The sequence below is a fragment of the Pseudomonas sp. Irchel s3h17 genome (assembly GCF_900187505.1).
Taxonomy (GTDB): Bacteria; Pseudomonadota; Gammaproteobacteria; order Pseudomonadales; family Pseudomonadaceae; genus Aquipseudomonas.
The window spans coordinates 304,081-324,189 of the sequence record NZ_FYDL01000002.1 but is presented as its reverse complement, the minus strand read 5'-3'; the positions used below and the strand labels follow the sequence as shown (position 1 = coordinate 324,189).

Below are 20,109 nucleotides of genomic sequence, written 5' to 3'. Positions count from 1 at the left end.
CATGACTTCCTTGCCTGCACCGCTACGCTGGCTGCATTCCCTTGAGTGGCGCCGTGGTTTTTATGAATGGGCGCGCAGTGACGGCGTGACCTGGGTCTACATCTTCAAGGTACTGATCGCCGCCTTCCTGACTCTCTGGCTGGCCATGCGCCTAGAGTTGCCGCAACCGCGTACGGCGATGATCACCGTGTTCATCGTGATGCAGCCGCAGAGCGGCCAGGTGTTCGCCAAGAGTTTTTACCGTTTCCTCGGCACGCTGGCCGGTTCCGCGGTGATGGTCGCGTTGATTGCCTTGTTCGCGCAAAACACCGAGCTGTTTCTCGGCGCATTGGCGATCTGGGTGGGGATCTGCTCGGCCGGTGCCGCGCGTTATCGCAACTTTCGCGCCTACGGCTTTGTGCTGGCCGGCTACACGGCGGCGATGGTCGGCTTGCCGGCATTGGCGCACCCGGACGGGGCGTTCATGGCCGCCGTCTGGCGGGTGCTGGAAATCTCCCTGGGGATTCTCTGCGCCACCCTGGTCAGCGCTGCGATCCTCCCGCAAACCGCCAGCGCCGCCATGCGCAACGCCTTGTACCAACGCTTCGGCGTGTTTGCGTTGTTCGTCACCGATGGCCTGCGGGGACGTAGCCAGAGCGAGACCTTCGAGAGCCGCAATGTCGGCTTCATCGCCGAAGCCGTGGGCCTGGAAGGCCTGCGCAGCGTGACCGTGTTCGAAGACCCGCACATGCGCCGGCGCAACGGTCGGCTCAGTCGTCTGAACAGCGAATTCATGGGCATCACCACCCGCTTCAATGCGTTGCACCGGTTGCTCGAGCGCCTGCGCAGCAGCGCCGCCGATCATGTGGTGGCAGCCATCAAGCCGGGGTTGCAGGACCTGGCCGAGTTGCTCGACGGCTTCTCCGGCCGGGCACTGACCCATGCCGATGCCGCGCGCCTGGCGAGCCAACTGGCGGCCTACAAGGAAGGCCTGCCGGCGCGAGTGCGTAGCCTGCGAGCCAGCTTTCAGGAAGGTGTGCCCAGCGACGCCGATCTTTTGGATTTCCACACTGCGTATGAATTGCTCTATCGCTTCGTCGACGAGCTGCACAGTTATGCACAGACCCACGCCTCGTTGGCCGATCACAGCCACGAACGCGAGCAATGGGACGAACCTTTCACTCCGAAAACCAACTGGCTGGCCTCGGCCGCGTCAGGGCTTCGTGCCTCGTTCATTCTGATTGTGCTGGGCAGTTACTGGGTCGCCACCGCCTGGCCGAGCGGCGCCACCATGACCTTGATCGCGGCCGCCACGGTCGGTCTCTCCGCCGCCACACCCAACCCCAAGCGCATGGCCTTTCAGATGGCGTGCGGGACGTTGCTCGGTGCGCTGATCGGTTTCGTCGAGATGTTTTTCATCTTCCCCTGGATCGACGGTTTTCCATTGCTATGCGTGATGCTGGCACCGGTGATCGTACTCGGTTCGTTCCTCTCTTCGCGGCCGCAATACGCCGGTGTGGGCCTGGGCTTGCTGATCTTTTTCAGCACGGGCTCCGTGCCTGACAACCCGACGGTCTACAACCCCTACACCTTCATCAACGACTACATCGCCATGGTCATGGGCATGCTGGTGTGTGCGGCGGCCGGGGCGATCATCCTGCCACCCAACAGTCGCTGGTTGTGGCGACGGCTGGAGCAGGATCTGCGCGCTCAGGTGGTGTATGCCATCAGCGGCAAGCTCAAGGGGCTGGCGTCGGGGTTTGAAAGCAGTACCCGGGACCTGGTGCACCAGGCCTATGGCCTGGCCGTCGGGCAACCTCAGGTCCAGCGTCACTTGTTGCGCTGGATGTTCGTGGTGCTGGAGGTCGGTCACGCGATCATCGAGTTGCGCAAGGAACAGGCGATCCTGCCGGTGCACCCGGCGTATGCCGAGTCCCAGCCCTGGCGCCAGGCAATCCGCGTCATGGGGCGGGCGTTGGTGCGGCTGTTTCTGCAACCGGGCCACAGCAATCTGGAGCGTGCACTGATTGCCGTCGACCACGCCATCAGCCGGGTGCAGGCCACCGACGAACCGTTCGCCCCGCACTTCGATACCTCGGCCCTGCGCCGGGTGAAGAGTTACCTGCATTTCATCCGCACTTCGTTGCTCGACCCGCAATCGCCGCTGGCGGCCCTGGCCGCCCCGCAAGGACCTGACCATGCCTCGTGAAATCGCCTTCCACGGCGTGTACATGCCGACCATGACCCTGATGTTTTTCATCGCCGCCGCATTGGCTTGGGCGCTGGATCGGTTTTTGTCCGGGTTCGATCTGTACCGTTTCTTCTGGCACCCGGCCCTGTTGCGCCTGAGCCTGTTCATTTGCCTGTTCGGCGCCCTGGCGCTGACTGTCTACCAGTGAGACCGTTTCGATGAAAAAACTCTTCAGTCTGCTCGCGACCTTGTTGGTACTGGCCCTTGCGATGTGGATCGGCCGGACCCTCTGGGTGCATTACATGAACACCCCCTGGACCCGCGATGGGCGGGTTCGCGCGGACATCATCAACGTGGCCGCCGACGTCAGCGGTGAAGTGGTCGATGTGCCGGTGCGCGACAACCAACAGGTCAAGAAGGGCGATGTGCTGATGCAGATCGACCCCGAGCACTACCTGATCGCGGTCAAGCAGGCGCAGTCGCTGGTGGCGTCACGCAAGGCCACCTGGGAGATGCGCAAGGTCAATGCACACCGCCGCGCCGATCTCGACAACCTGGTGATCTCCCGGGAAAACCGTGACGACGCCAGCAACATTGCCGACTCGGCCCTGGCCGATTACCAACACGCCCAGGCGCAACTCGAAGCGGCGCAACTGAACCTCAAGCGCACCCAGGTGCTGGCGGCCGTGGACGGTTATGTCACCAACCTCAACGTCCATCGCGGTGACTACGCGCGTATCGGTGAAGCGAAAATGGCCGTGGTCGACATGAATTCGTTCTGGGTCTACGGCTTCTTCGAAGAAACCAAACTGCCCCGGGTGCGGGTGGGCGATCAGGCCGACATGCAGTTGATGAGCGGCGAAGTGCTCAAGGGGCATGTGGAGAGTATTTCCCGTGGCATCTATGACCGTGACAATCCAGAGAGTCGCGAACTGATCGCCGACGTCAACCCGACCTTCAACTGGGTCCGCCTGGCCCAACGGGTGCCGGTGCGGATTCACATCGATCATGTGCCGGAAGGTGTGCTGCTGGCAGCGGGGATTACGTGTACGGTGGTGGTGAAACAGCCGCCACAATAGCCTTGGCGACAGCGGCGTACTGTGGCGAGGGAGCTTGCTCCCGCTGGGGGGCGTAGCACCCCCAAAATAGTTGCATCACACTATCGTCAGGCAGTGCGGAGATTGAGATTTACGACGGCGTTGTCCGAACGCGGATCGGCCGACGGGAGCAGGCTCCCTCGCCACAAAAGCAATCTTGCTCAAGCCTGGCAATACGTCTCATGCAAATGCCGCCACAGCATGTCACCTGACGGCCGCTTCTCAATCACCGCCGTCGCCCGGCGATCGGTCAGCACGCCGTTGGCATCCTCTTGCAATTCGCGGTAGCTGACGGTGGCGCCCCGCGCATGCTGGTCGACCCCGCGCAACTCGCTCAGCCTGATGCGCAAGCCCGGGCGAGCGCCGCCGAGTGTATCGAACAGCTGGTTCAAGGCCGGGGCATCCAGGGCATTGCCATTGGGCACGATCATCGAGAACTGCGGTGAAAAGCGTGTCAACAGGCGTGTCAGCACCTCTCTATTGCCTGTGCCGCTGAACCATTGCTCGATATCGACGTGGGTCTGGATCACTTCATTGAAGTATTCGCGGTAGTCCTTCATGGGTTTTTCTCCTTGGCAGATTGAGGGGTAAGGTGAGCCAGCAAGGCTGTTGTGTCCAGGTGCAGGACCGCGGGCAAGGGCAGTAGCGTCAGGATTGCGGCGAGCAGAAAGCACAGGGCGAACGCAGCGGGTGAGAAGGGGCCAAGCACGCTGAGCACGGAACTCAGGAACGCTGCGCCGAGACAGAAGCTCAGCTGTCGATTGATGTTCCACAGGGCGCTGGCATGGCCCATGTGCGAGGCGCGAGTGTCGAGAAAGGCCAGGGTTTGTGCCGTGCTGCTGCACAGGCTGCCGCCCAGACCCATCAGGGCATAGGCAAGGATCGGCAACACCCCCCCGGGGCCTTCGATCAGGGCTAGCAAGGCGATGCCCAACCCTTGCAGCACCATGCCGCCGACCAGCAAAGGTTTAGGTCCCAGACGCTGGAACACACGCTTGCCCAGAGTGATGGCAAGTCCCGATGCCACGGCCCAAGGCAGCATGAGCGCCCCGGTCATTGCGGGGCTGAATCCACGGTCGTGCAAATACAGCACAGCGATCAGACTGGTGCCGATGAACACGCCTGGGACAAACAGGTAGACCACCATCGCTACACGCAACCACTGGCCTTTGAGCAGTTGCAGGTCGAGGAGTGGCGCTGGTTTGCTCCAGCCATCACGCACATACAGCCATCCCAGCACGGTACTGAGTCCCAACACCCCCAGGCCCGCAATGCGCTGTTCGCGTTCGCTCAACAGGCTCAAGGCAACCAGCAACAGGCTGATGGTCGCAGCGCCCAACACTAGACCTCGACCGTCCAGCGTAGTGCGTTGCGGCAATGGCTCGTCGGTTCTCAGCCAAAAGATCGCGAGCGCCAACGTCAGCAACGCCAGCGGCAGATTGGCGTAGTAGATCCAGCGCCAGGACAGTGTCTGCACCACCAGCCCGCCTGCCGCAGGCGACAGTGCCGGCACCAACAGGGCGACCAGCATCACCATGGCGGTCAGGTGACTACGTTCGGCGGCCGGAAAGTGTCGATAGGCCAGGGCTTGCCCCACCGGGATCAGTAGCCCGCCGCCGAGTCCTTGCAGCAGTCGCCAACCGATCAGCGCCTCGATCGAAGCCGCCTGCGCCGCCAGCCACGAAGCGCTGCCGAACACCATCAGTGAACCGAGGATCAAGCGTCGCTCGCCGACCCTGGCCGCCAGCCACACGCTCAGTGGAATGATCAAGGTCAAACCGAGCATGTAGGCGTTGCTGATCCACGCCAGTTGCGTGACCGAGGCGTGCAGCTCCAGGGCGATGTTCGGCAGGGCGATGTTGCTGGCGAACATGTTCAGCAGGTCGAGGGCAAAGCCCAGCAGGTACACCAGGGTGATTTTCGAGCGATAGGCCATGGCAGCCTCCGGGCAGACAGAGGCGCAGGGTAGAGCGTTCATCGGGTTGGAAAAACGTCGTCCCGGCTGTTAGTTTGTCAAAAATATTTTGACAAAGGATCATTGCACTATGGTCAGCCTGGACCGTTTCGACACCTTCAAGGCCGTGGTCGAAGCCGGATCGTTGACGGCCGCGGCAGACTTGTTGGGCCAGACCCGCGCGGTGGTCAGTTTCAACCTCAAGCGCCTGGAGTCTGAGCTGGGCGTCACCTTACTGACGCGCAACACCCGCCAATTGGCGTTGACCGATGCCGGCGAGCGGTTTTATCAGCGCTGCCTGCGCACCCTTGATGAAGCGCAACTGGCCATTGAAGAGGCCCGCTCGGAGCACACTCAGCTCAAGGGCACCTTGCGCCTGACCACCACGGTCGAATACGCCTTGGCCAAGGTGGTGCCGGCGCTGCAGGCATTTGCTGCCTTGCACCCTGACCTGAATGTCCACTTGTCCACGTCATCGACACACGCCGACCTGATCTCCGAGCGCTTTGACCTGGCCATTCGCCTGGGGCGCATGCTCGACTCCAACCTGCGGGCGGTGCAGCTCTCGACCTTCGAGATTTTCGCCGTGGCAGCGCCCGCGCTGATTGCCCGGCATGCCGAAGTCGTGACGCTGGCGGATCTGGAGCGGCTCCCCATGTTGGGGCATGCGCGGGTGACGGAGCTGAGCGTGACGGATGCCTCGGGTAGTGAGCGGCTGTACCTGCCGGGGCCCGATAACACCACGATAGTGACCGACAGCGCCGCCACCTTGCGCGCGTTCGCCCTGTCCGGGCAAGGCGTGGCCATCCTGCCGCAATGGTTGATTCAGGACGACCTTGATGGCGGCCGCCTGGCGCGGTTGCTGCCTGATCATCACTTCGCCCGGCAAGGGGTCTACGCGTTGTATCCGGATACCCGGCATTTGCCACTCAAGGTGCGGGCGTTCATTGATTTCATGAAGGACCGGCAAGCGGATTGAACAACCTGGCGCTTTCGCGGCCTCAGAGCTGTTCGCGCAAGCCAAAGCGCTTCATCAACCCCGACTCCAGCAAGCCCTTGGGCAGCAACCCCGCCAGCAGCGGCAGTGCCCGGCTGCCATTGCCCAGACGCAGCAAGCGTGGCGGTGTGTTCTGCTGCGCGGCCTTGAGCAGGCCGGCAGCGAACTCGGCAGCCGGTGTCGGGTGGTCCAGGGACGCCCTGGCCCGGGCACGGATGCCTTCGCGCAGCGGCCACCACGGCGATTGCTCGCTGATCAGTTGTTCGGCTTCATGCCCGGCATTCCTGGCGAAGCTGGACGCGATGGCGCCAGGCTGAACCTCCATCACCCGAATGCCGAACGGCGCCAACTCCATGCGCAGCGCATCGCTCAAGGCATGCACCGCGGCCTTGGAGGCGCAGTAGGCGCCCGCGAACGGTGTCACCAGCACGCCGGACACACTGCCGATGTTCACCACCAGGCCCTTGGCGCGGCGTAGTACCGGAAACATCGCACGAGTGACGCCAACCACGGCGAATACGTTGGTCTCGAACTGGCGTTGCAGGGCCGGCACCCCACCATCGAGCAAGGGTCCCATGGCGCCATAACCGGCATTGTTGATCAGCACATCCAGGCCGCCATGTTGCTGGTTGATGCGCTCGCTCAACTGTTCGAGGGCCGCACCGTCATTGACGTCCAGTTGCACGGCGGTGAAGCCGGCCGCTGCCAGTGTCACCACGTCCTCGGTCTTGCGCGCACTGGCCCAGACCTCGAAACCGGCCGCTTTGAAGGCATCGGCCAAGGCGCGGCCAATGCCGCTGGAACAACCGGTGATTAACGCAACAGGCATGGCGCGGTCCTTGTGCAAAATGAGGGGAGGTGCAGCATCAGTCGGAGAAACTACCCTGCAAGCGCTCGGCGCGAAACTCGAGGGTTTGCGGGCGATAGCCAGGACGCAGCGGCGGCATCGGCAGGCAATCTTCCCAATGGGCGCCAGCCTGCAGTTCACCGGGGCCGCGGTAGCGTGGAGCGGTGTATTGGTTGTCTGCCAGATTGACCGTATCGCCCGGCGCATAAGCGGCGATTCGCCAGCGCAGTTCGGTCAGCGGCACATCGTTGCCGTTGTTCATTTTCAGCAGCAGTGGGCGATCCGCCGGGCAACGTTCCGGTGCGTAGGTGATACGCAACTCCAGGCGTGCCAGTTGCTGGGCCTCGCGGTTGTCCAGCCAGACCACCCAGGCGGCCACCATGCCCAGCCCAAGCGCCGCCGCCAACGACACCGGCATGGCCTTGGCCGGGTAGCGCAGCAACAGGACCAGCCAGGTAATGACCAGCAGAACGCCGATGAACATGACGCTTAACCTCAGGAGGGAATAGCACCATCGTACCTAAGCGTAGATGGGATTGGCCATGGGTGAGCATCAGCGTGGGAACGATCAGGAAAAAGCCCCCACCCAACCGGCTGCGGATAGGGGACGCAGTCGGCTGGACGGGGGCTTCTTGTTTCAGCGCTTGATCACTGGGCGATGGTCTTCATCGACACCCCCCGCTCAATCGGCGTCGAGCGACCATAGATGTCTTCGAACCGTTCGATATCGTCCTCACCCAGGTAGCTGCCCGATTGCACTTCGATGATCTCGAGTGGAATCTTGCCCGGGTTGCGCAGGCGGTGAACCGAGGCGATCGGGATGTAGGTCGACTGGTTTTCGGTGAGCAGGAACACGTTGTCGTCGCAGGTCACTTCCGCGGTGCCACTGACCACGATCCAGTGTTCGGCGCGGTGGTGGTGCATCTGCAATGACAGGCAGGCACCCGGCTTGACCGAGATGCGCTTGACCTGGAAGCGACCACCCATGTCCACCGAATCGTAGGAACCCCACGGACGGTAGACTTCGCAATGGTTCAGGGTTTCGCTGCGGCCCTGTTCGTTGAGGGTGTTGACCATCTGCTTGACGCCTTGGACCTTGTCCTTGTGGGCGATCATCATGGCGTCCTTGGTTTCGACCACCACGATGTTCTCGAGGCCAATCACCGACACCAGTTTGCCGTTGCCATGGATCATGCAGTTGCGGCTGTCCTGGATCACCACATCGCCCTTGCAGACGTTGCCGTTGGCGTCTTTCTCATGCACGTCCCACAACGATGACCAGCAACCCACATCGCTCCAGCCGGCGGTCAGTGGCACCACGCAGGCACGCTGGGTCTTTTCCATCACCGCGTAGTCGATGGAATTGTCCGGGCAGCAGGCGAAGGTGGCTTCGTCGAAGGTGACGGAGTCGGCATCCTGATGGCTGCGCTCAAGGGTCAGCAGGCAGGTGTCGTAGATATCCGGGTCGTGTTTTTTCAGCTCTTCGAGGAAGCGACTGGCGCGGAACAGGAACATGCCGCTGTTCCAGAAATAGCCGCCGGCCTGGACGAACTCGGTGGCGCGCTTGACGTCGGGTTTTTCAACGAAGTGCGAGACCCGGCTGACGCCTTCGGGCAGCAACGCATCGTTGGTGGACTTGATATAGCCGTAGCCGGTTTCCGGTTTGGTCGCCGGTACACCGAACAGCACCATCTCGCCGCGCTCGGCGGCGACGGTGGCCAGGGCCAGGGCACGCTGCAGGGCTTTCTGGTCTTCCAGCACGTGGTCGGCCGGCAGCACCAGCATCAGTTCGTCACGACCTTCATTGACCAGCATCATCGCTGTCAGCGCTACCGCCGGTGCGGTGTTGCGCCCGAAGGGTTCCATGAGGATGCGCTGGACCTGCAGATTGCGGTTGCCCAGTTGCTCGTTGACGATGAAACGGTGGTCCTTGTTGCAGACCACGATCGGGGTGTCCATGCCGTCGAACACCAGGCGTTCCAGGGTCTGCTGGAACAGGGTGTGTTCACCGGTCAGGGCCAGGAACTGCTTGGGGAATTGTTTGCGCGAAAGCGGCCAAAGACGTGAGCCGCTACCACCGGACAAGATCACTGGAATCATGGTGTTACTCCTTCAAAATCGTTTGGTTAGAGCTACTGCGTTCTTTTGTTTCGTACCAGGCTGCCCCCCCCCTGTAGGAGCGAGCGCGCTCGCGATGGAGGTCAACGATGACGCGGGGCACCAGAGGAAACGCGGTGCCCTTGAGTTCATCGCGAGCGCGCTCGCTCCTACAGGGGGGCATGGGCAGCCTGGGCAATGTGTCAGCGGGTCGACACCGGGCGCTTCACCCATACCGGCGACAGGCTGCTGCCGCTTCCGGTGACGTACAGCACCGCTGCTTCACCGCGCTCCAGCGCAACGGGTTTCACGTCGCCGACTTTCTGCTCGCCGTCATACAGCGCCAGGCTGACTTTCACCGGGTTGATTTCGCGTTCGCCACGGCCCTTGGCGGCAACGCTCTTGACCACCTCGGTCTTGCCGTCGGCGGTCTTCAGGGTCAGGGCCTTGTCACTGAGGTTCTGCATCCGCACCAGGGATTTCTGCTTGTTCTTGAACGGTGGTTCTTCGATCAATTGGGGTTGGCCGCTGGCGTTGTTGACCAGGGTGTAATAGTGATCGGCCGCCAGTTTCACCGGCAGGGTCTGGCTGCCGACCTTGGCGCTGTAGTCGCCACCGGGCATGAAGCTGAAGTCGCTGCTGGCCAGTGGTGCGACGTCGCTCAGGCTGGTGCTGCCGACCGTGGCGCTGACTTCGGCGTTGCTGGCGTTGTAGATACGCACGAAGCTCGAGCCTTTCGGCGCGGTCGGGCCGTAGAGCGCGGCGTCACCGGCGGCGAAGGCCTGCATCGACAGGACACTCATGCCCGCGACGAGAGCAAGGGTCTTGGCGAGACGACTAGGAGTTGTAGTGAAAGTCATGGCAATTACCTCTTTCAGTTTTGCGCCCGGTCGGGCGTCTCGGATTTGCTGTTGATGGCTACGTTTTGTTGGCGGGCACCGGCTTGTTTGAGCGCTGCGACCCACTGCGGGTCGGCGTCGCCGATTTCGTTGTTCACCGGCAGATATCGTTCAGGGAACTCCCAGATCAGCACTTGCGGAGGGCTGTTCTTGAAGGCGTCGCTTTTCAGGTAGCTGAGCATCGGCAGAATCGGGCCGTGACCGTCTTCGGCGTAATTGACCACATCGCTGTGCAGCGCCTGCTTGAGCGCCCCGACAAAGTTCCAGTCGGAGTTGGCGCTGTAGCTGGTACCGATCAGTGCGACCGGTACTTCGCTGTCGGCAAACAGCGCGTCATCACCGACGGATGGATCTTCAACCGCCAGGGTGCGGCGCTTTTGCAAGGCCTCGGTGGCCGGCATCAGGTTTTCGAACAACGGATCCAGCGGCAGGAACAGGCGCAGGTCGCCCTTGTGGCTGACGTTCTCCGTGGTTTCGGTGACGAAGCGCTGTGGTGGGCCACTGAGCAGCGTCTTGTCGGCAATGGTCCTGGCCAATTGCTCGGCGGCGATTTGTGCGCCCTCCGGGGTCCAGTGGGTGTCGGTACGCAGGAATACTTGCTGACCGTCCTGTTTGGCTTGCTTGAACGGCCCCAGCAGGTCGGGAGCGAGGATCCGGTCGGCGGCCAGGCGGTTGTGGAAGTCCTTGTAGAGATCGGCGTGGATGCTGGCCGGTTTAACCTCGGCCAGATGCTCCGGGTACAACCGCACCTTGGCTGGAACCACTGCCATCACCAGCTGCACGCCGCTGGCCTTGAGGGTCTGGCGCACGCCTTCGACCAGTGCGTAGTTGCCTTGCAGGTTCAGCTCTTCGTTGACGATCGGGTGGAACTCTTCATCGCTGTACAGCCACTGGTCGCGACCGAGCACCACGCCCGGACGACCTTCGTTGAACAGCTTGAAGTCCAGGGCCGCCCACAGGTTGGTGCCCAGGCGCTTGATCGGGAACTGGTCGTCGTAATGGGTTTCCACGGCCTTGGCCCAGCGACCGTTGAGCACGGTGGCGTCGGGGTTGGTGTTGAAGCCGAAGAAGCTGCGCATCGACCACAGGCCCAGGACCATCAGGGTCACCAGGAACAGGGCGATGTAGAACAGACGTAATGAGCGGGTCATGGTCAGATCCCTCAGAACTGGAAGTAAAGGAACGGCGAGAAGCTTTGCGCCGAGAGTTTGAGAATCGAAGCGATGAACAGCAGCAGCACCAGTGCGCGCATCACGAAACGCGACCCGTCAGCCGTCCAGTAGGCGGGTTGCACCTGGGCTTCGACACCAGCGGTGTAGCCAGGCGCGTGGATGCTTGCCGGGTTATCCCCAGGCACGGCTTTGATCAGGCCCGGTTGGGCGGCGGCCGGGCCATCGGCATCGACGTTCACCGCAGGCTTGGTCTTGACCGGTGGCTGGTTGCTGTAGAAGTCGCGCAGGCCGAAGAACGCGAGCGTCACGTAAGCCACGATCAGGGTCGCGACTTGCAGGCCGGTGAGGCTGGCCTGATTGAGCTCCGAGAGCGACCAGTCGCCGAAGCTGAACATGGCGCCGTACATGCGACCGGCGACGTGCAGGTTTTCGGCGCGGAAGATCACCCAACCCATCACTACCAGCAGGAAAGTCAGGGCCCAGCGCACCGGATTGAAACTGCGTGGCGAGGTGTTGAGGCCGATGGCTTTTTCAATCGCCAGCCACATGCCGTGCCACGCGCCCCAGACGATGTAAGTGATGTTGGCGCCGTGCCACAGGCCACCGAGCAACATGGTCAGGAACAGGTTGCGGTAAGTGGTCAACGTGCCTTTGCGGTTACCGCCCAGGGTGATGTACAGGTAGTCCCGCAGCCAGGTGGACAGGCTGATGTGCCAGCGCCGCCAGAACTCGGTGATCGACTGGCTGATGTAGGGCTGCTTGAAGTTTTCCATGAAGCGGAAACCCATCATCAGCCCCAGGCCGATGGCCATGTCGCTGTAGCCGGAGAAGTCGAAGTACAGCTGTGCGGTGTAGGCCAGCGCACCGAGCCAGGCATCCCCCGTGGTCGGGTTTTGCAGGGCGAAGCAATGGTCGGCGACCACCGCCAGGGTGTCGGCGATGAACACCTTCTTGATGAAGCCCTGCATGAACCGTGTGCAGCCCTCGGAGAATTTGTCGAGGGTGTGGGTGCGATGGTTGAACTGGTCGGCCAGGTCGCGAAAGCGCAACACGGGACCGGCGATCAGGTGCGGGAAGATCGCCACGAACGCCGCGAAGTCGATCAGGTTGCGGGTCGCCGGCGTGTCGCCACGGTAGACGTCGATGATGTAGCTGATGGACTCGAAGATGTAGAACGAGATCCCGATCGGCAGCAGCACGTGGGTCAGGATGAACGGCTCAAGTCCCACCGAGGTCATCATGGCGTTGATGCTGTCGACGCCGAAGTTGGCGTACTTGAAGTAGCCCAGGATGCACAGGTCGACCGCCACGCCCAGCAGCAGCCAGCGCTGTGCCGGCTTGGTCCTGACGCCGGCGGCGCCGACTTTCAGGCCGATCCAGTAGTTCCATAGCGTGACGGCGGCGAACAACGCCAGGAAGTCCACGCGCCACCAGGCATAGAACACATAGCTGGCGATCAATAGCAGCAGGTTGCGATAGCGTTGCCCGCTCAAGTAGTACAGGCCGAGAAAGATCGGCAAGAACAAAAACAGGAACACGTTGGATGAAAACACCATCCCGGTCTCTCCTTGTAAAACCCACGGTCAAGGGCCAACGGCCCCCCCAAACCCCCCATCGAAAAACCGGGGGCATAACACTCGACTCAAGTCTTGCACTGACCCTGTGTGGGAACGGACTTGCTCGCGAAAGCGGTGTGTCAGTCGACATCTTTGGTGAATGTCCGAGCGCATTCGCGGGCAAGCCCGCTCCCACAGGGTTTCGTGTTTGTCTTAAGACCCTTTGCCTTTTTCGTTGACCGGGTCGTAGACCCTGGTCAGGTCGCCACCCAGGCGGAAGGTCTTGAACGGTTGCATCTGCCGCTTGCGTTTCAGCACATCCGGCGTGCAGGTGTAGAGCGAGCAGTACGGTTCGAGCCAGGCGAACTTCGAGTCGACTTTCAGGTCGGTCATGTCCTGCTCCTTGCCGTTCTTTTTCTCGAAGGCTTCAGGGTCTTTCGCCCCGGTCAGCACCCGCTCACCCAGGCGCTTGAGCGCAGCGTTGTTCTCCTGGCGCAGGTCGACACCGTTGACCTGGGCGAAGCTGGCGATCATCGCCAGCGGCGGCAGGGCGTAGTTGTGGTAGGCCAATGCCCGTTGCTGGCGCTTGAGTTCGTTGGGCAAGAAGCCCTGGGCGTCGACCTGGTTGGCGCCGACCTTGAATTCCTTGACCGCCCAGTCGAACAGGTCGCGGCGGTTGGTGGCGACCGAGGTCGCCATCACTGACCAGGCCGCCCAATACGAGTGGTTGTTGGTGTTATCCAGCGGCAGGTTGTCCCAGTCGCTGACCACCTGGTCGGCCATCTGGCTGAACCAGGCTTCGATCAATTGCGCCTCTTGCGGGTGAGCCGCCAGTGGACGGGAGTCGGAGAACTTCAGGCGGATGTAGGCCGAGGCCATGCTGCCCAGCGCCCATTTGCGCATCGACTTGCCGGTGTGGTTGAAGTCTTTGGACATCAACGCATCGGCCTTGGCCCAGGCCGTCAACCAGCTAAGGGTGCAGTCGAGCTGTTCCGGGCGACCATCACGCATGAACTGCATCACCTGCTTGCTGGTGCCGCGTTCGATTGCGGTGATGTCGGCGGTGGCGTCGCGAAAGGCTTTTTCCGATTCCCGGTTCAGGGTCGAACGGGCCTTGTCCGAGCCTTCGTACTTGCTGCGAAATTGCAGGGCACCGGTGTACGGGGTCGGTATTGCCTCACAACCCTGGCCGCTATCACCGGTCTTGAATTTATCCACAGGTGCAAAATAGCCCTGAGGAGGGCGCAGCGCCTCGGCCGCCTGGGTGACCCCGGCGAACATCGCCAGGCTCAGGAGCGTTGGTGCCAACAGGTGTTTCAGCGTCGCAGTGTGCATGGCAGACCTCATTGCCCGAGCTGGGCGGTACGTTGCCCAGCGCTCGGGAATACGTTGCGTTTGCAGATTTTTGCGTCGATTTTTTGCCCCGCGGCGCCCGCTTCCGGGCCCTGGACTTCAAGGGCCAGCAGGTTCTGCGAGGCCCAGTCTTCATCGGTGCGCAATTCAAAGGCGAAGCGACCGTCGGTGTCGGCGGTTTCCGGTTTGTCGATCTTGATGTCCTCGTGGCGACCGTTCATGTACCAGAGGGTGGCTTGCAGGGTTTTCACCGACGGGTCGGCGAAACGAATATCGACCTGGTGGCTGCTGTTGCGCAGGTCCATGTTCTGGCGGTTGACCATCAACTCGTTCTTGCCGGGCTTGAGCGTGGTGCTGCTGCTCATCAGCGCGTCCTTGCCTTCGCACCCGTTATCGAGCAACGCCATCATCTGGCGGTAGATGGTTTCCTGGTCCAGGCGATACAACGGCGAGAACTCCCAGATGAGGATTTTCGGTGGGGTCTTCTGGAACTCGTCGCTGCCCAGGTACTGCAGCATCGAGCCTTCCAGGCCGCCACCGGGGAAGGCGACGTTGAGAATGTCGGCGCCGATGGCCTCTTCCAGGAACCCGGAGAAGTTGTAGTTCTTGCCGCTGTGGCTGGTGCCGACCAGGGTGATCTGCGGGTTGCCGGCATCGCTGAACAGGTCGCCGTCTGCCGCCTCGCCCTTGGGCTCGGTGGTGAACTGGTCCATGTACTGGATGGCATAACTGGTGCCGCACAGTTGCCCGGCCATGTTGTGCAGGGTACCGGTCTTGCCCATGCGTCCGGTCTTTTTGGTTTCGAACTCACGCTTGGGAATGTCGGCGAACCCTGGCAGTTGCTTGACCTTCTCGGCGACGATTTTTGCGGTGCGCTGGGCGCCGTACGGGGTCCAGTGTTGGTCGCCTCGGAAGTAGAAATCGTGGGCAGGCAGGGTCTCCGGCAGCGATTCGTCGGTCAGTGGCGAGAGGTCCGGCACCACGTAGCCCATCTCGGCAAAACGCCCGAGCATGGTCTGGTAGTTTTTCAGCGCCTTGTCGTAATCGAACGCGGCCTTTTCCTGGGGGTTGAGTTTGTTGCGGTTCACCAGGCCACGGGTCGGCTGGTAGACCACCACCAGTTCAATGCCTTTGCTCTTGAACGCATCGTGCAGTTGCTTGAGGCGGCGGTAGCCTTCGGCCGTGGTAGTGAATTCGGTGCGCAGGTCTTCCCGGGTACGGAACAACCAGTCGCCTTGCGCCTGCACCAGGGTGGTGAAGTTTTGCTGATAACGAGTGGTGTAGTTTTTCGCGTCGTGGGCCTCGGGGCACAGGTTGCAGCACGGTTCGGCGGTAAAGGCCGGTGCCTTGCCATCGTCCGCGCTGGCCGCAAGGCTGGCAGTGAACATGGCCGCGGTCAGGCCGGTGAGGCTGAACAGTTTGATCAGATGTGGCTTCATGAATGTCATCCTCAGTCGCGCATGTCGGTCTGGCGTTCGACGGGGTCGATCAGCACGGCTTTTTGCTGGCGCACCAACAGGTCGAGGATTTCGTCCTGGCGTTCGCCCAGGATCCCCGAGAAGCTGATGCCACTGGATTTGGTCGGGGCAAGCATCGACACCCGGTACAGCTCGACGCTCAACGGCGAGTCGATGGACATCGGTCCGCTGCCGTTGGCCGCCAGTTCACCGCCGACCACGATCAGCGACACCTGGGCATCGAACGGGTCGAGCTTGATGTCACGGTCGGTGTCGCTCAGGTCCTTGATGTGGCCGTAGACGCCGGTCAGGCCGTTGGCCATGGCAACGTTTTCGTAGAGACGAATGTTCACGCTGTTACGAATACGAATGCCGTGGCGCTGGTTGCTGATCACCTTGTTGCCCCACAGCAGGTTGTCGGCACTCTCGTAGAGGGTGATGCCGTCGGTGTGGTTGCGGTAGATCTCGTTGTAGGCGATCAGGTTGTTGACGCTGTTACGGTCGATCACCAGCCCTGACAACTTGTTGTCGTAGCTGCGGTTGTTGAAGATGAAGCTGTCATTCACTTCACGGGAAATGATGATGCCGTGCTTCTTCTTCGTGCCATGGACGGTGTTGTCCGCGATGATCAGGCCATGGGAACGGTCGTGGGGGTCGATACCGTAGACGATGTTGTCGCGGTAGGTGTTGCCCTTGACCACGAAGTCCCGGGTCTCATAGCAGTAGAAGCCGTACCACATGTCCGAGAACTCGGAACCGATGATCCATCCGGTCGGTTCCGGGCGCTTGAGCACCTTGGCCATGTTGGGCGTGTACTGGGAAATACTCACCCCGTAGGACTTACTGTTGGCGTAGCCGAAGCTGGCCATCTTGCTGTTGACGATGTACGTCTGGGTGCCACCCCAGGCCAGCAGGAACGGGCGGAACTCCTTGGGCGAGCGGAAGCTTGCAGGGCCGTTTTCCTTCTCGCGCCAGCCGGTGATTTGCGTGTCGCGCACGAACAGCTGGCCGTCGTTGACCAGGAACGAACCGGCCTCTTCGGACAGGCGCAACTCCTGGGTCTGCTGGTCGATGTCGAGGATGCCCTTGGCCCCGACCACGATCGGCAACCTGGCCAGGAACACGCCCGGTGCCGTTTCGCTGAAGTACTGTTTGGGCAGTGTCTTGGCCAGGTCCTTGAGGTTCACGTAGCCGTCGTCGATAAAGATCGCCTGGGGGATGCCGTGTTGACGCACCACCCATTCGGCCATCTTGTTATCGCCGCCGATGAAGTCCTTCAGCGCGTCTTCCTGCATCATCCGCCGCACGCTGACCTTGCCGGCCTTGCTGCGCACGATCTTCGCCTCGACCGCTTGCGCGGTATAGCCGGACAGGTCGGGCAAGGTCGGCGCCGCCAGTTCCAGTGGCGCGGTCGGTGCGCTGCTGACGGTGTAGGTCTTGGCCTGCTGCAGTTCCTTGGCCACGGTCACCGGCTTGCCTTTCTGGGCAGGCGCGGCAGGTTCGACGCTGGCAAGCGCTGCGTTACTGGCCAGCAGCAACGCAGCAGCCAACAGGCCGAGCGAACGGTTGGTCGCTGGGATGTTCATCCGGGGCACTCCCTTGGCGGCTTGCATCAGAAGTGCCAGATCACGTCGACGAATGCGCGGTGCATGTACGAATCGACCTGGTTGCCATAGGCGTCGCCCGGTTTGAACACGCCGCCGCGAACACGCACCAGCGCCGCCGGTTCATCGATCGACTGGCTCAGGTTCGCTGGCAGCAAGCCGTGCTTGAAGTACTTGGTGACCACCAGGTCGACTTCCTGGCCGAGGTCTTTATTGCCGTCTTCCAGTGGCAGCGAGGTGCTGGACAGCAGGGCGCCGGTGACGTCGTCATAGTTGTTTTCCACGGCATTGATGCCGTTGCTGCCGACCGGCTTGTTGCCGTCGACACGCCAGAACTTGTGGTAGACCAGGCTGGCGTCGTAGTCGTCCTGGAGCATCCAGGAGCCGAACAGGGTGGCGCTCTGCATGTTGTTCATCTCGCCACGGAACGCTTCGCCAAAACGGTGAACCCGCGAGCGCGTACCGGTGTAGTTGGAGCGGTTGCTTTGCAGGCCGTTCTGTTCGTAATCGCTGCTGGCGCGGGCGTAGGCCGCACCGACTTGCCATTGCGGATCAAGGCGCAGACGCACCCCCAGGTCCGTGGCCCAGCCGTCGACGTCGCCGCTGCGCTTGGCATCGACCGGCTGGCTGCCATCGGCATTGAGCGGGTTGACGGTGTCACGATCGCCGGTCATGCCGGTGATGCTCGCCCAGTAGTTGATCGTGTTGGTGTTGCGCCAGTTGTAGGCGTCGCTGTTGGCTTCCAGGCCGACCCAGCTCAGGTCGCCGTTCTGTTTCTTGTCGCTGGCATCAGGCACTTCGCCGGGTGTCGGGTAGTCGAGCTTGCCGTCGTCGTGGGTATGATGGGCACGCAGGCCGACCCATTGCCCCGGTGTCCATTGGGTCGCGATATCGCCGTACAGGTGCAGGCGATCCTTGTCCTCGGGTGCCAGCTCGGTCAGGTCGGTACGGTATTCGCTGAAGCGTTCGGCAACGCCGACATTGGCTTTCAACAGGGTGGTGTCGAAGGTCCAGTTCAGCGCTTCGATGTTGGTGTCGCGCCATTGGCCGTCGTCGTTGCGCAGACGCTGGCGACCGAACTTGAGGACCTCGCCGGGGTAGGGGGTCAGGCCGCCGTAGCCGACCCAGAACTCACGCATCGCCAGGTAGTTCTTTTTGCTCTCGCGGCCATCGTCGTTACTGCCCTGGGTGCCCTCAGTGTCGGACTGCTGCAGGGTGTCGGTCTCGATGATGTCGGTGGAGGTCACGGCCTGGCCCATGGCGAAGGCACTCCAGTTGCCGCTTTCGCCGTAGACCCACGGACGCACGTCCAGGCCCACGCCGTTGACGTCGCCGCCAGGCAGCGTGCCCAGGTCGCGGTCGTCCTCGGATTGGCCGGTGATCTTCACGTCCAGGCCGAAGTTCTTGGTGTCGGTCATCGCGGCCAGTGTCGGGCACGACCACAACAGGGCAAAGCTCAGGCCGATACCGGCTTTCACAAAGGGGTTCAACTTCATAGGGATTCCTCGCCGTCTTCTGCTTGCAGGGCCTGCGCGGCCATTGGGTTGTGGCTCAAGGCACCACGCATGGCCTGTTCTTGTCGCAACAGGCGTTGGGCCTCGGCCAGTTGCGCAGGGGGCAGTTGGGCTTCGAGTGTGTTGGCCAGTTCATTGGCTTGCGGGGTGTTCTGGGCCTTGGCCAGTTGGCTGAAGACATAGGCATTGAGCGGGTCGGGCCGGGTGCCCTTGCCTTGGGAGAACAACTGGGCAATGGCGAAGTCGGCGCTGTTCTGGCCGTTACGCGCAGCCGTCAGCAAGTGGTCCAGGGCTTTTTGTGGATAGACCTGGCCCAGATAGCCTCGGCGGTAGATCTGCCCCAGGTAGTAGTCGGCGGCGACTTCCTTGCCCACGGCTTTCTGGAAATGCGCTTCGGCGACCTTGGCGTCGGCCGGTACCCATTTGCCTTCGAAGTAGAGCTTGCCCAGCAGCAATTCGGCCCGCGGTTGATCAGCGGCGCGGCCGTTGTCCAGGTAGTGCATCAGCGTGTCGACGTCACCCAGTTCGGGGAAGTCGTAGAGCAACTGTGCGAGGCTGACCCAGGATGCCGGGTAGCCTGGAGCGATCTGTTCCAGCATGGCTTGCGCGGTTTTTTCGTCCGGCTTGCCGAGGCTGGCATCGCTCAGGACCCGGGCGACGCTGTCCATGCGTTGAGCGGACACGGCGCCACGGGCAAACGCGGCGTGCAGTTGCGTGAGCAGTTCTGCCTGTTGCTCGGGCTGGGCACGTTTCTGATAGACCGTGGCCAACTCGACGTAGCAGATGTCGGTGGTCGTGAGTGCGGCTTTGCAGATGCGCTCGACGTCGTCCAGGTGTTGGTCGTACGTGCCCTGTGTGCGATACAGCAGCACCTGGGCCAGACTGGCTTCCGGGTAACCGGCGGTGCGCCACTGACTGATCTGTTGCTGAGCGTTGACCTCGGGGAAGCTGTGGGGATATTGCAGGTACAGCATGGCCAGCGGGATCAGGGTGTTGCCTTCGCCATTGGCGAAGGCCTTTTTCAACAGGCCTTCGGCCTCATGGCGCTCGGCGTCGGTCGACCCCGGCTTGGCCACCAGCAGGCGCCCCAGGCGAGCCTGGGCCCGTGGCGAGATGTCGGCGGCCGCGCGGTAGGTGGCTTCGGCCGCCGTGATCTGGGCCGGGTCACGGCTTTCCACTTGCAGGTCGGCCAGGCCAACCTGGGCTTCGCTGTACCCCAGGTCCGCCAGTTGTTTGTAGTTCTGCTGCGCCAGCGCCGTGTCACCGCGTTTCAGGGCTTCATTGGCCAGGCGCTGGTCGGGCAGGCCGGCACAGCCAGCCAGGGCGATAGCCATGGCCAGGGTCAACGGCACCGGCAAGGTTCTGATAGGGCTAGTCACAGGCATGTCCTCT

General features: G+C 62.1%; 17 protein-coding genes. 4 read left to right on the top strand and 13 right to left on the bottom strand.

The annotated features are described in order from the left end of the window. The first annotated feature begins 1 nt into the window (after nt 1). From CKW25_RS03505 to CKW25_RS03495, 3 genes are read left to right on the top strand one after another with little or no spacing between them, the layout of a single operon-like run. Nucleotides 2–2,188 (top strand): FUSC family protein, encoded by a 2,187-nt coding sequence (locus tag CKW25_RS03505; RefSeq protein WP_095077711.1) that lies wholly within the window; start codon nt 2–4, stop codon nt 2,186–2,188. Next, nucleotides 2,178–2,378 carry a DUF1656 domain-containing protein gene (locus tag CKW25_RS03500; RefSeq protein ID WP_095077709.1) on the top strand — a complete coding sequence of 67 codons (201 nt, stop codon included), beginning with the start codon at nt 2,178–2,180 and terminating at the stop codon, nt 2,376–2,378. The genes CKW25_RS03505 and CKW25_RS03500 overlap by 11 nt, the downstream gene beginning before the upstream one ends. Nucleotides 2,379–2,388: 10 nt before the next feature. Further along, nucleotides 2,389–3,249 carry an HlyD family secretion protein gene (locus tag CKW25_RS03495; protein WP_095077707.1) on the top strand — a complete coding sequence of 287 codons (861 nt, stop codon included), beginning with the start codon at nt 2,389–2,391 and terminating at the stop codon, nt 3,247–3,249. 179 nt (nt 3,250–3,428) lie between these two features. Here the strand turns inward: CKW25_RS03495 and CKW25_RS03490 are convergent, their stop codons facing one another. Together CKW25_RS03490 and CKW25_RS03485 are read right to left on the bottom strand one after the other, a co-directional pair. Then, nucleotides 3,429–3,827, bottom strand: a complete 399-nt coding sequence (locus CKW25_RS03490; RefSeq protein ID WP_095077706.1) for a DUF4440 domain-containing protein — start codon at nt 3,825–3,827, stop codon at nt 3,429–3,431. After that, complete coding sequence (locus CKW25_RS03485) at nt 3,824–5,203, bottom strand: MFS transporter (protein WP_095077704.1); 1,380 nt, start codon at nt 5,201–5,203, stop codon at nt 3,824–3,826. The genes CKW25_RS03490 and CKW25_RS03485 overlap by 4 nt, the downstream gene beginning before the upstream one ends. A 109-nt stretch (nt 5,204–5,312) precedes the next feature. Here CKW25_RS03485 and CKW25_RS03480 point away from each other — a divergent pair, with 109 nt between their 5' ends. After that, nucleotides 5,313–6,200, top strand: coding sequence for a LysR family transcriptional regulator (locus CKW25_RS03480; RefSeq protein ID WP_095077702.1), 888 nt, complete (start codon nt 5,313–5,315; stop codon nt 6,198–6,200). 22 nt (nt 6,201–6,222) lie between these two features. Here CKW25_RS03480 and CKW25_RS03475 read toward each other — a convergent pair whose 3' ends face one another. From CKW25_RS03475 to algK, 11 genes are all read right to left on the bottom strand, one after another. Continuing rightward, nucleotides 6,223–7,047, bottom strand: a complete 825-nt coding sequence (locus tag CKW25_RS03475; protein ID WP_095077700.1) for an SDR family oxidoreductase — start codon at nt 7,045–7,047, stop codon at nt 6,223–6,225. 37 nt (nt 7,048–7,084) lie between these two features. Next, nucleotides 7,085–7,549, bottom strand: a complete 465-nt coding sequence (locus tag CKW25_RS03470) for a multidrug transporter (protein WP_095077698.1) — start codon at nt 7,547–7,549, stop codon at nt 7,085–7,087. Nucleotides 7,550–7,713: 164 nt separating this feature from the next. Then, nucleotides 7,714–9,165 carry a mannose-1-phosphate guanylyltransferase/mannose-6-phosphate isomerase gene (locus tag CKW25_RS03465; protein ID WP_095077697.1) on the bottom strand — a complete coding sequence of 484 codons (1,452 nt, stop codon included), beginning with the start codon at nt 9,163–9,165 and terminating at the stop codon, nt 7,714–7,716. A 200-nt stretch (nt 9,166–9,365) separates the two neighbouring features. Next, nucleotides 9,366–10,022, bottom strand: a complete 657-nt coding sequence (locus CKW25_RS03460; protein ID WP_095077695.1) for an alginate O-acetyltransferase AlgF — start codon at nt 10,020–10,022, stop codon at nt 9,366–9,368. 14 nt (nt 10,023–10,036) lie between these two features. Continuing rightward, on the bottom strand, nt 10,037–11,212 hold the full coding sequence (locus CKW25_RS03455; RefSeq protein WP_095077693.1) for an alginate O-acetyltransferase: 1,176 nt from the start codon (nt 11,210–11,212) through the stop codon (nt 10,037–10,039). Nucleotides 11,213–11,223: 11 nt separating this feature from the next. Continuing rightward, nucleotides 11,224–12,789, bottom strand: coding sequence for an MBOAT family protein (locus CKW25_RS03450; protein WP_095077692.1), 1,566 nt, complete (start codon nt 12,787–12,789; stop codon nt 11,224–11,226). 213 nt (nt 12,790–13,002) lie between these two features. Then, entirely contained in the window at nt 13,003–14,124 is a 1,122-nt protein-coding gene (locus CKW25_RS03445) for a mannuronate-specific alginate lyase (RefSeq protein WP_095077691.1), read from the bottom strand. A gap of 8 nt (nt 14,125–14,132) precedes the next feature. Further along, nucleotides 14,133–15,581 (bottom strand): alginate O-acetyltransferase, encoded by a 1,449-nt coding sequence (locus tag CKW25_RS03440; RefSeq protein WP_095077920.1) that lies wholly within the window; start codon nt 15,579–15,581, stop codon nt 14,133–14,135. Between the two features lie 11 nt (nt 15,582–15,592). Beyond that, the gene (gene algG / locus CKW25_RS03435) at nt 15,593–17,212 is read right to left on the bottom strand and encodes a mannuronan 5-epimerase AlgG (RefSeq protein ID WP_095077689.1); all 1,620 of its coding nucleotides are present in this window, start codon (nt 17,210–17,212) and stop codon (nt 15,593–15,595) included. Then, entirely contained in the window at nt 17,212–18,699 is a 1,488-nt protein-coding gene (locus CKW25_RS03430; protein ID WP_095077687.1) for an alginate export family protein, read from the bottom strand. Before CKW25_RS03430 ends, algG begins: the two co-directional genes overlap by 1 nt. Beyond that, nucleotides 18,696–20,102: an alginate biosynthesis TPR repeat lipoprotein AlgK gene (algK, locus tag CKW25_RS03425; protein ID WP_095077685.1), complete on the bottom strand. Its 1,407-nt coding sequence runs from the start codon at nt 20,100–20,102 to the stop codon at nt 18,696–18,698. The genes CKW25_RS03430 and algK overlap by 4 nt, the downstream gene beginning before the upstream one ends. Between the last annotated feature and the right edge of the window lie 7 nt (nt 20,103–20,109).

Bases quoted from the DNA above. Each gene is read 5' to 3' on its own strand.
- CKW25_RS03485 (WP_095077704.1), bottom strand. From the start codon at position 5,203: ATGGCCTATCGCTCGAAAATCACCCTGGTGTACCTGCTGGGCTTTGCC.
- CKW25_RS03475 (WP_095077700.1), bottom strand. From the start codon at position 7,047: ATGCCTGTTGCGTTAATCACCGGTTGTTCCAGCGGCATTGGCCGCGCC.
- CKW25_RS03450 (WP_095077692.1), bottom strand. From the start codon at position 12,789: ATGGTGTTTTCATCCAACGTGTTCCTGTTTTTGTTCTTGCCGATCTTT.
- CKW25_RS03470 (WP_095077698.1), bottom strand. From the start codon at position 7,549: ATGTTCATCGGCGTTCTGCTGGTCATTACCTGGCTGGTCCTGTTGCTG.
- CKW25_RS03480 (WP_095077702.1), top strand. From the start codon at position 5,313: ATGGTCAGCCTGGACCGTTTCGACACCTTCAAGGCCGTGGTCGAAGCC.
- CKW25_RS03445 (WP_095077691.1), bottom strand. From the start codon at position 14,124: ATGCACACTGCGACGCTGAAACACCTGTTGGCACCAACGCTCCTGAGC.
- CKW25_RS03500 (WP_095077709.1), top strand. From the start codon at position 2,178: ATGCCTCGTGAAATCGCCTTCCACGGCGTGTACATGCCGACCATGACC.
- CKW25_RS03505 (WP_095077711.1), top strand. From the start codon at position 2: ATGACTTCCTTGCCTGCACCGCTACGCTGGCTGCATTCCCTTGAGTGG.
- CKW25_RS03495 (WP_095077707.1), top strand. From the start codon at position 2,389: ATGAAAAAACTCTTCAGTCTGCTCGCGACCTTGTTGGTACTGGCCCTT.
- CKW25_RS03460 (WP_095077695.1), bottom strand. From the start codon at position 10,022: ATGACTTTCACTACAACTCCTAGTCGTCTCGCCAAGACCCTTGCTCTC.
- CKW25_RS03440 (WP_095077920.1), bottom strand. From the start codon at position 15,581: ATGAAGCCACATCTGATCAAACTGTTCAGCCTCACCGGCCTGACCGCG.
- CKW25_RS03465 (WP_095077697.1), bottom strand. From the start codon at position 9,165: ATGATTCCAGTGATCTTGTCCGGTGGTAGCGGCTCACGTCTTTGGCCG.
- algG (WP_095077689.1), bottom strand. From the start codon at position 17,212: ATGCAAGCCGCCAAGGGAGTGCCCCGGATGAACATCCCAGCGACCAAC.
- algK (WP_095077685.1), bottom strand. From the start codon at position 20,102: ATGCCTGTGACTAGCCCTATCAGAACCTTGCCGGTGCCGTTGACCCTG.
- CKW25_RS03455 (WP_095077693.1), bottom strand. From the start codon at position 11,212: ATGACCCGCTCATTACGTCTGTTCTACATCGCCCTGTTCCTGGTGACC.
- CKW25_RS03490 (WP_095077706.1), bottom strand. From the start codon at position 3,827: ATGAAGGACTACCGCGAATACTTCAATGAAGTGATCCAGACCCACGTC.
- CKW25_RS03430 (WP_095077687.1), bottom strand. From the start codon at position 18,699: ATGAAGTTGAACCCCTTTGTGAAAGCCGGTATCGGCCTGAGCTTTGCC.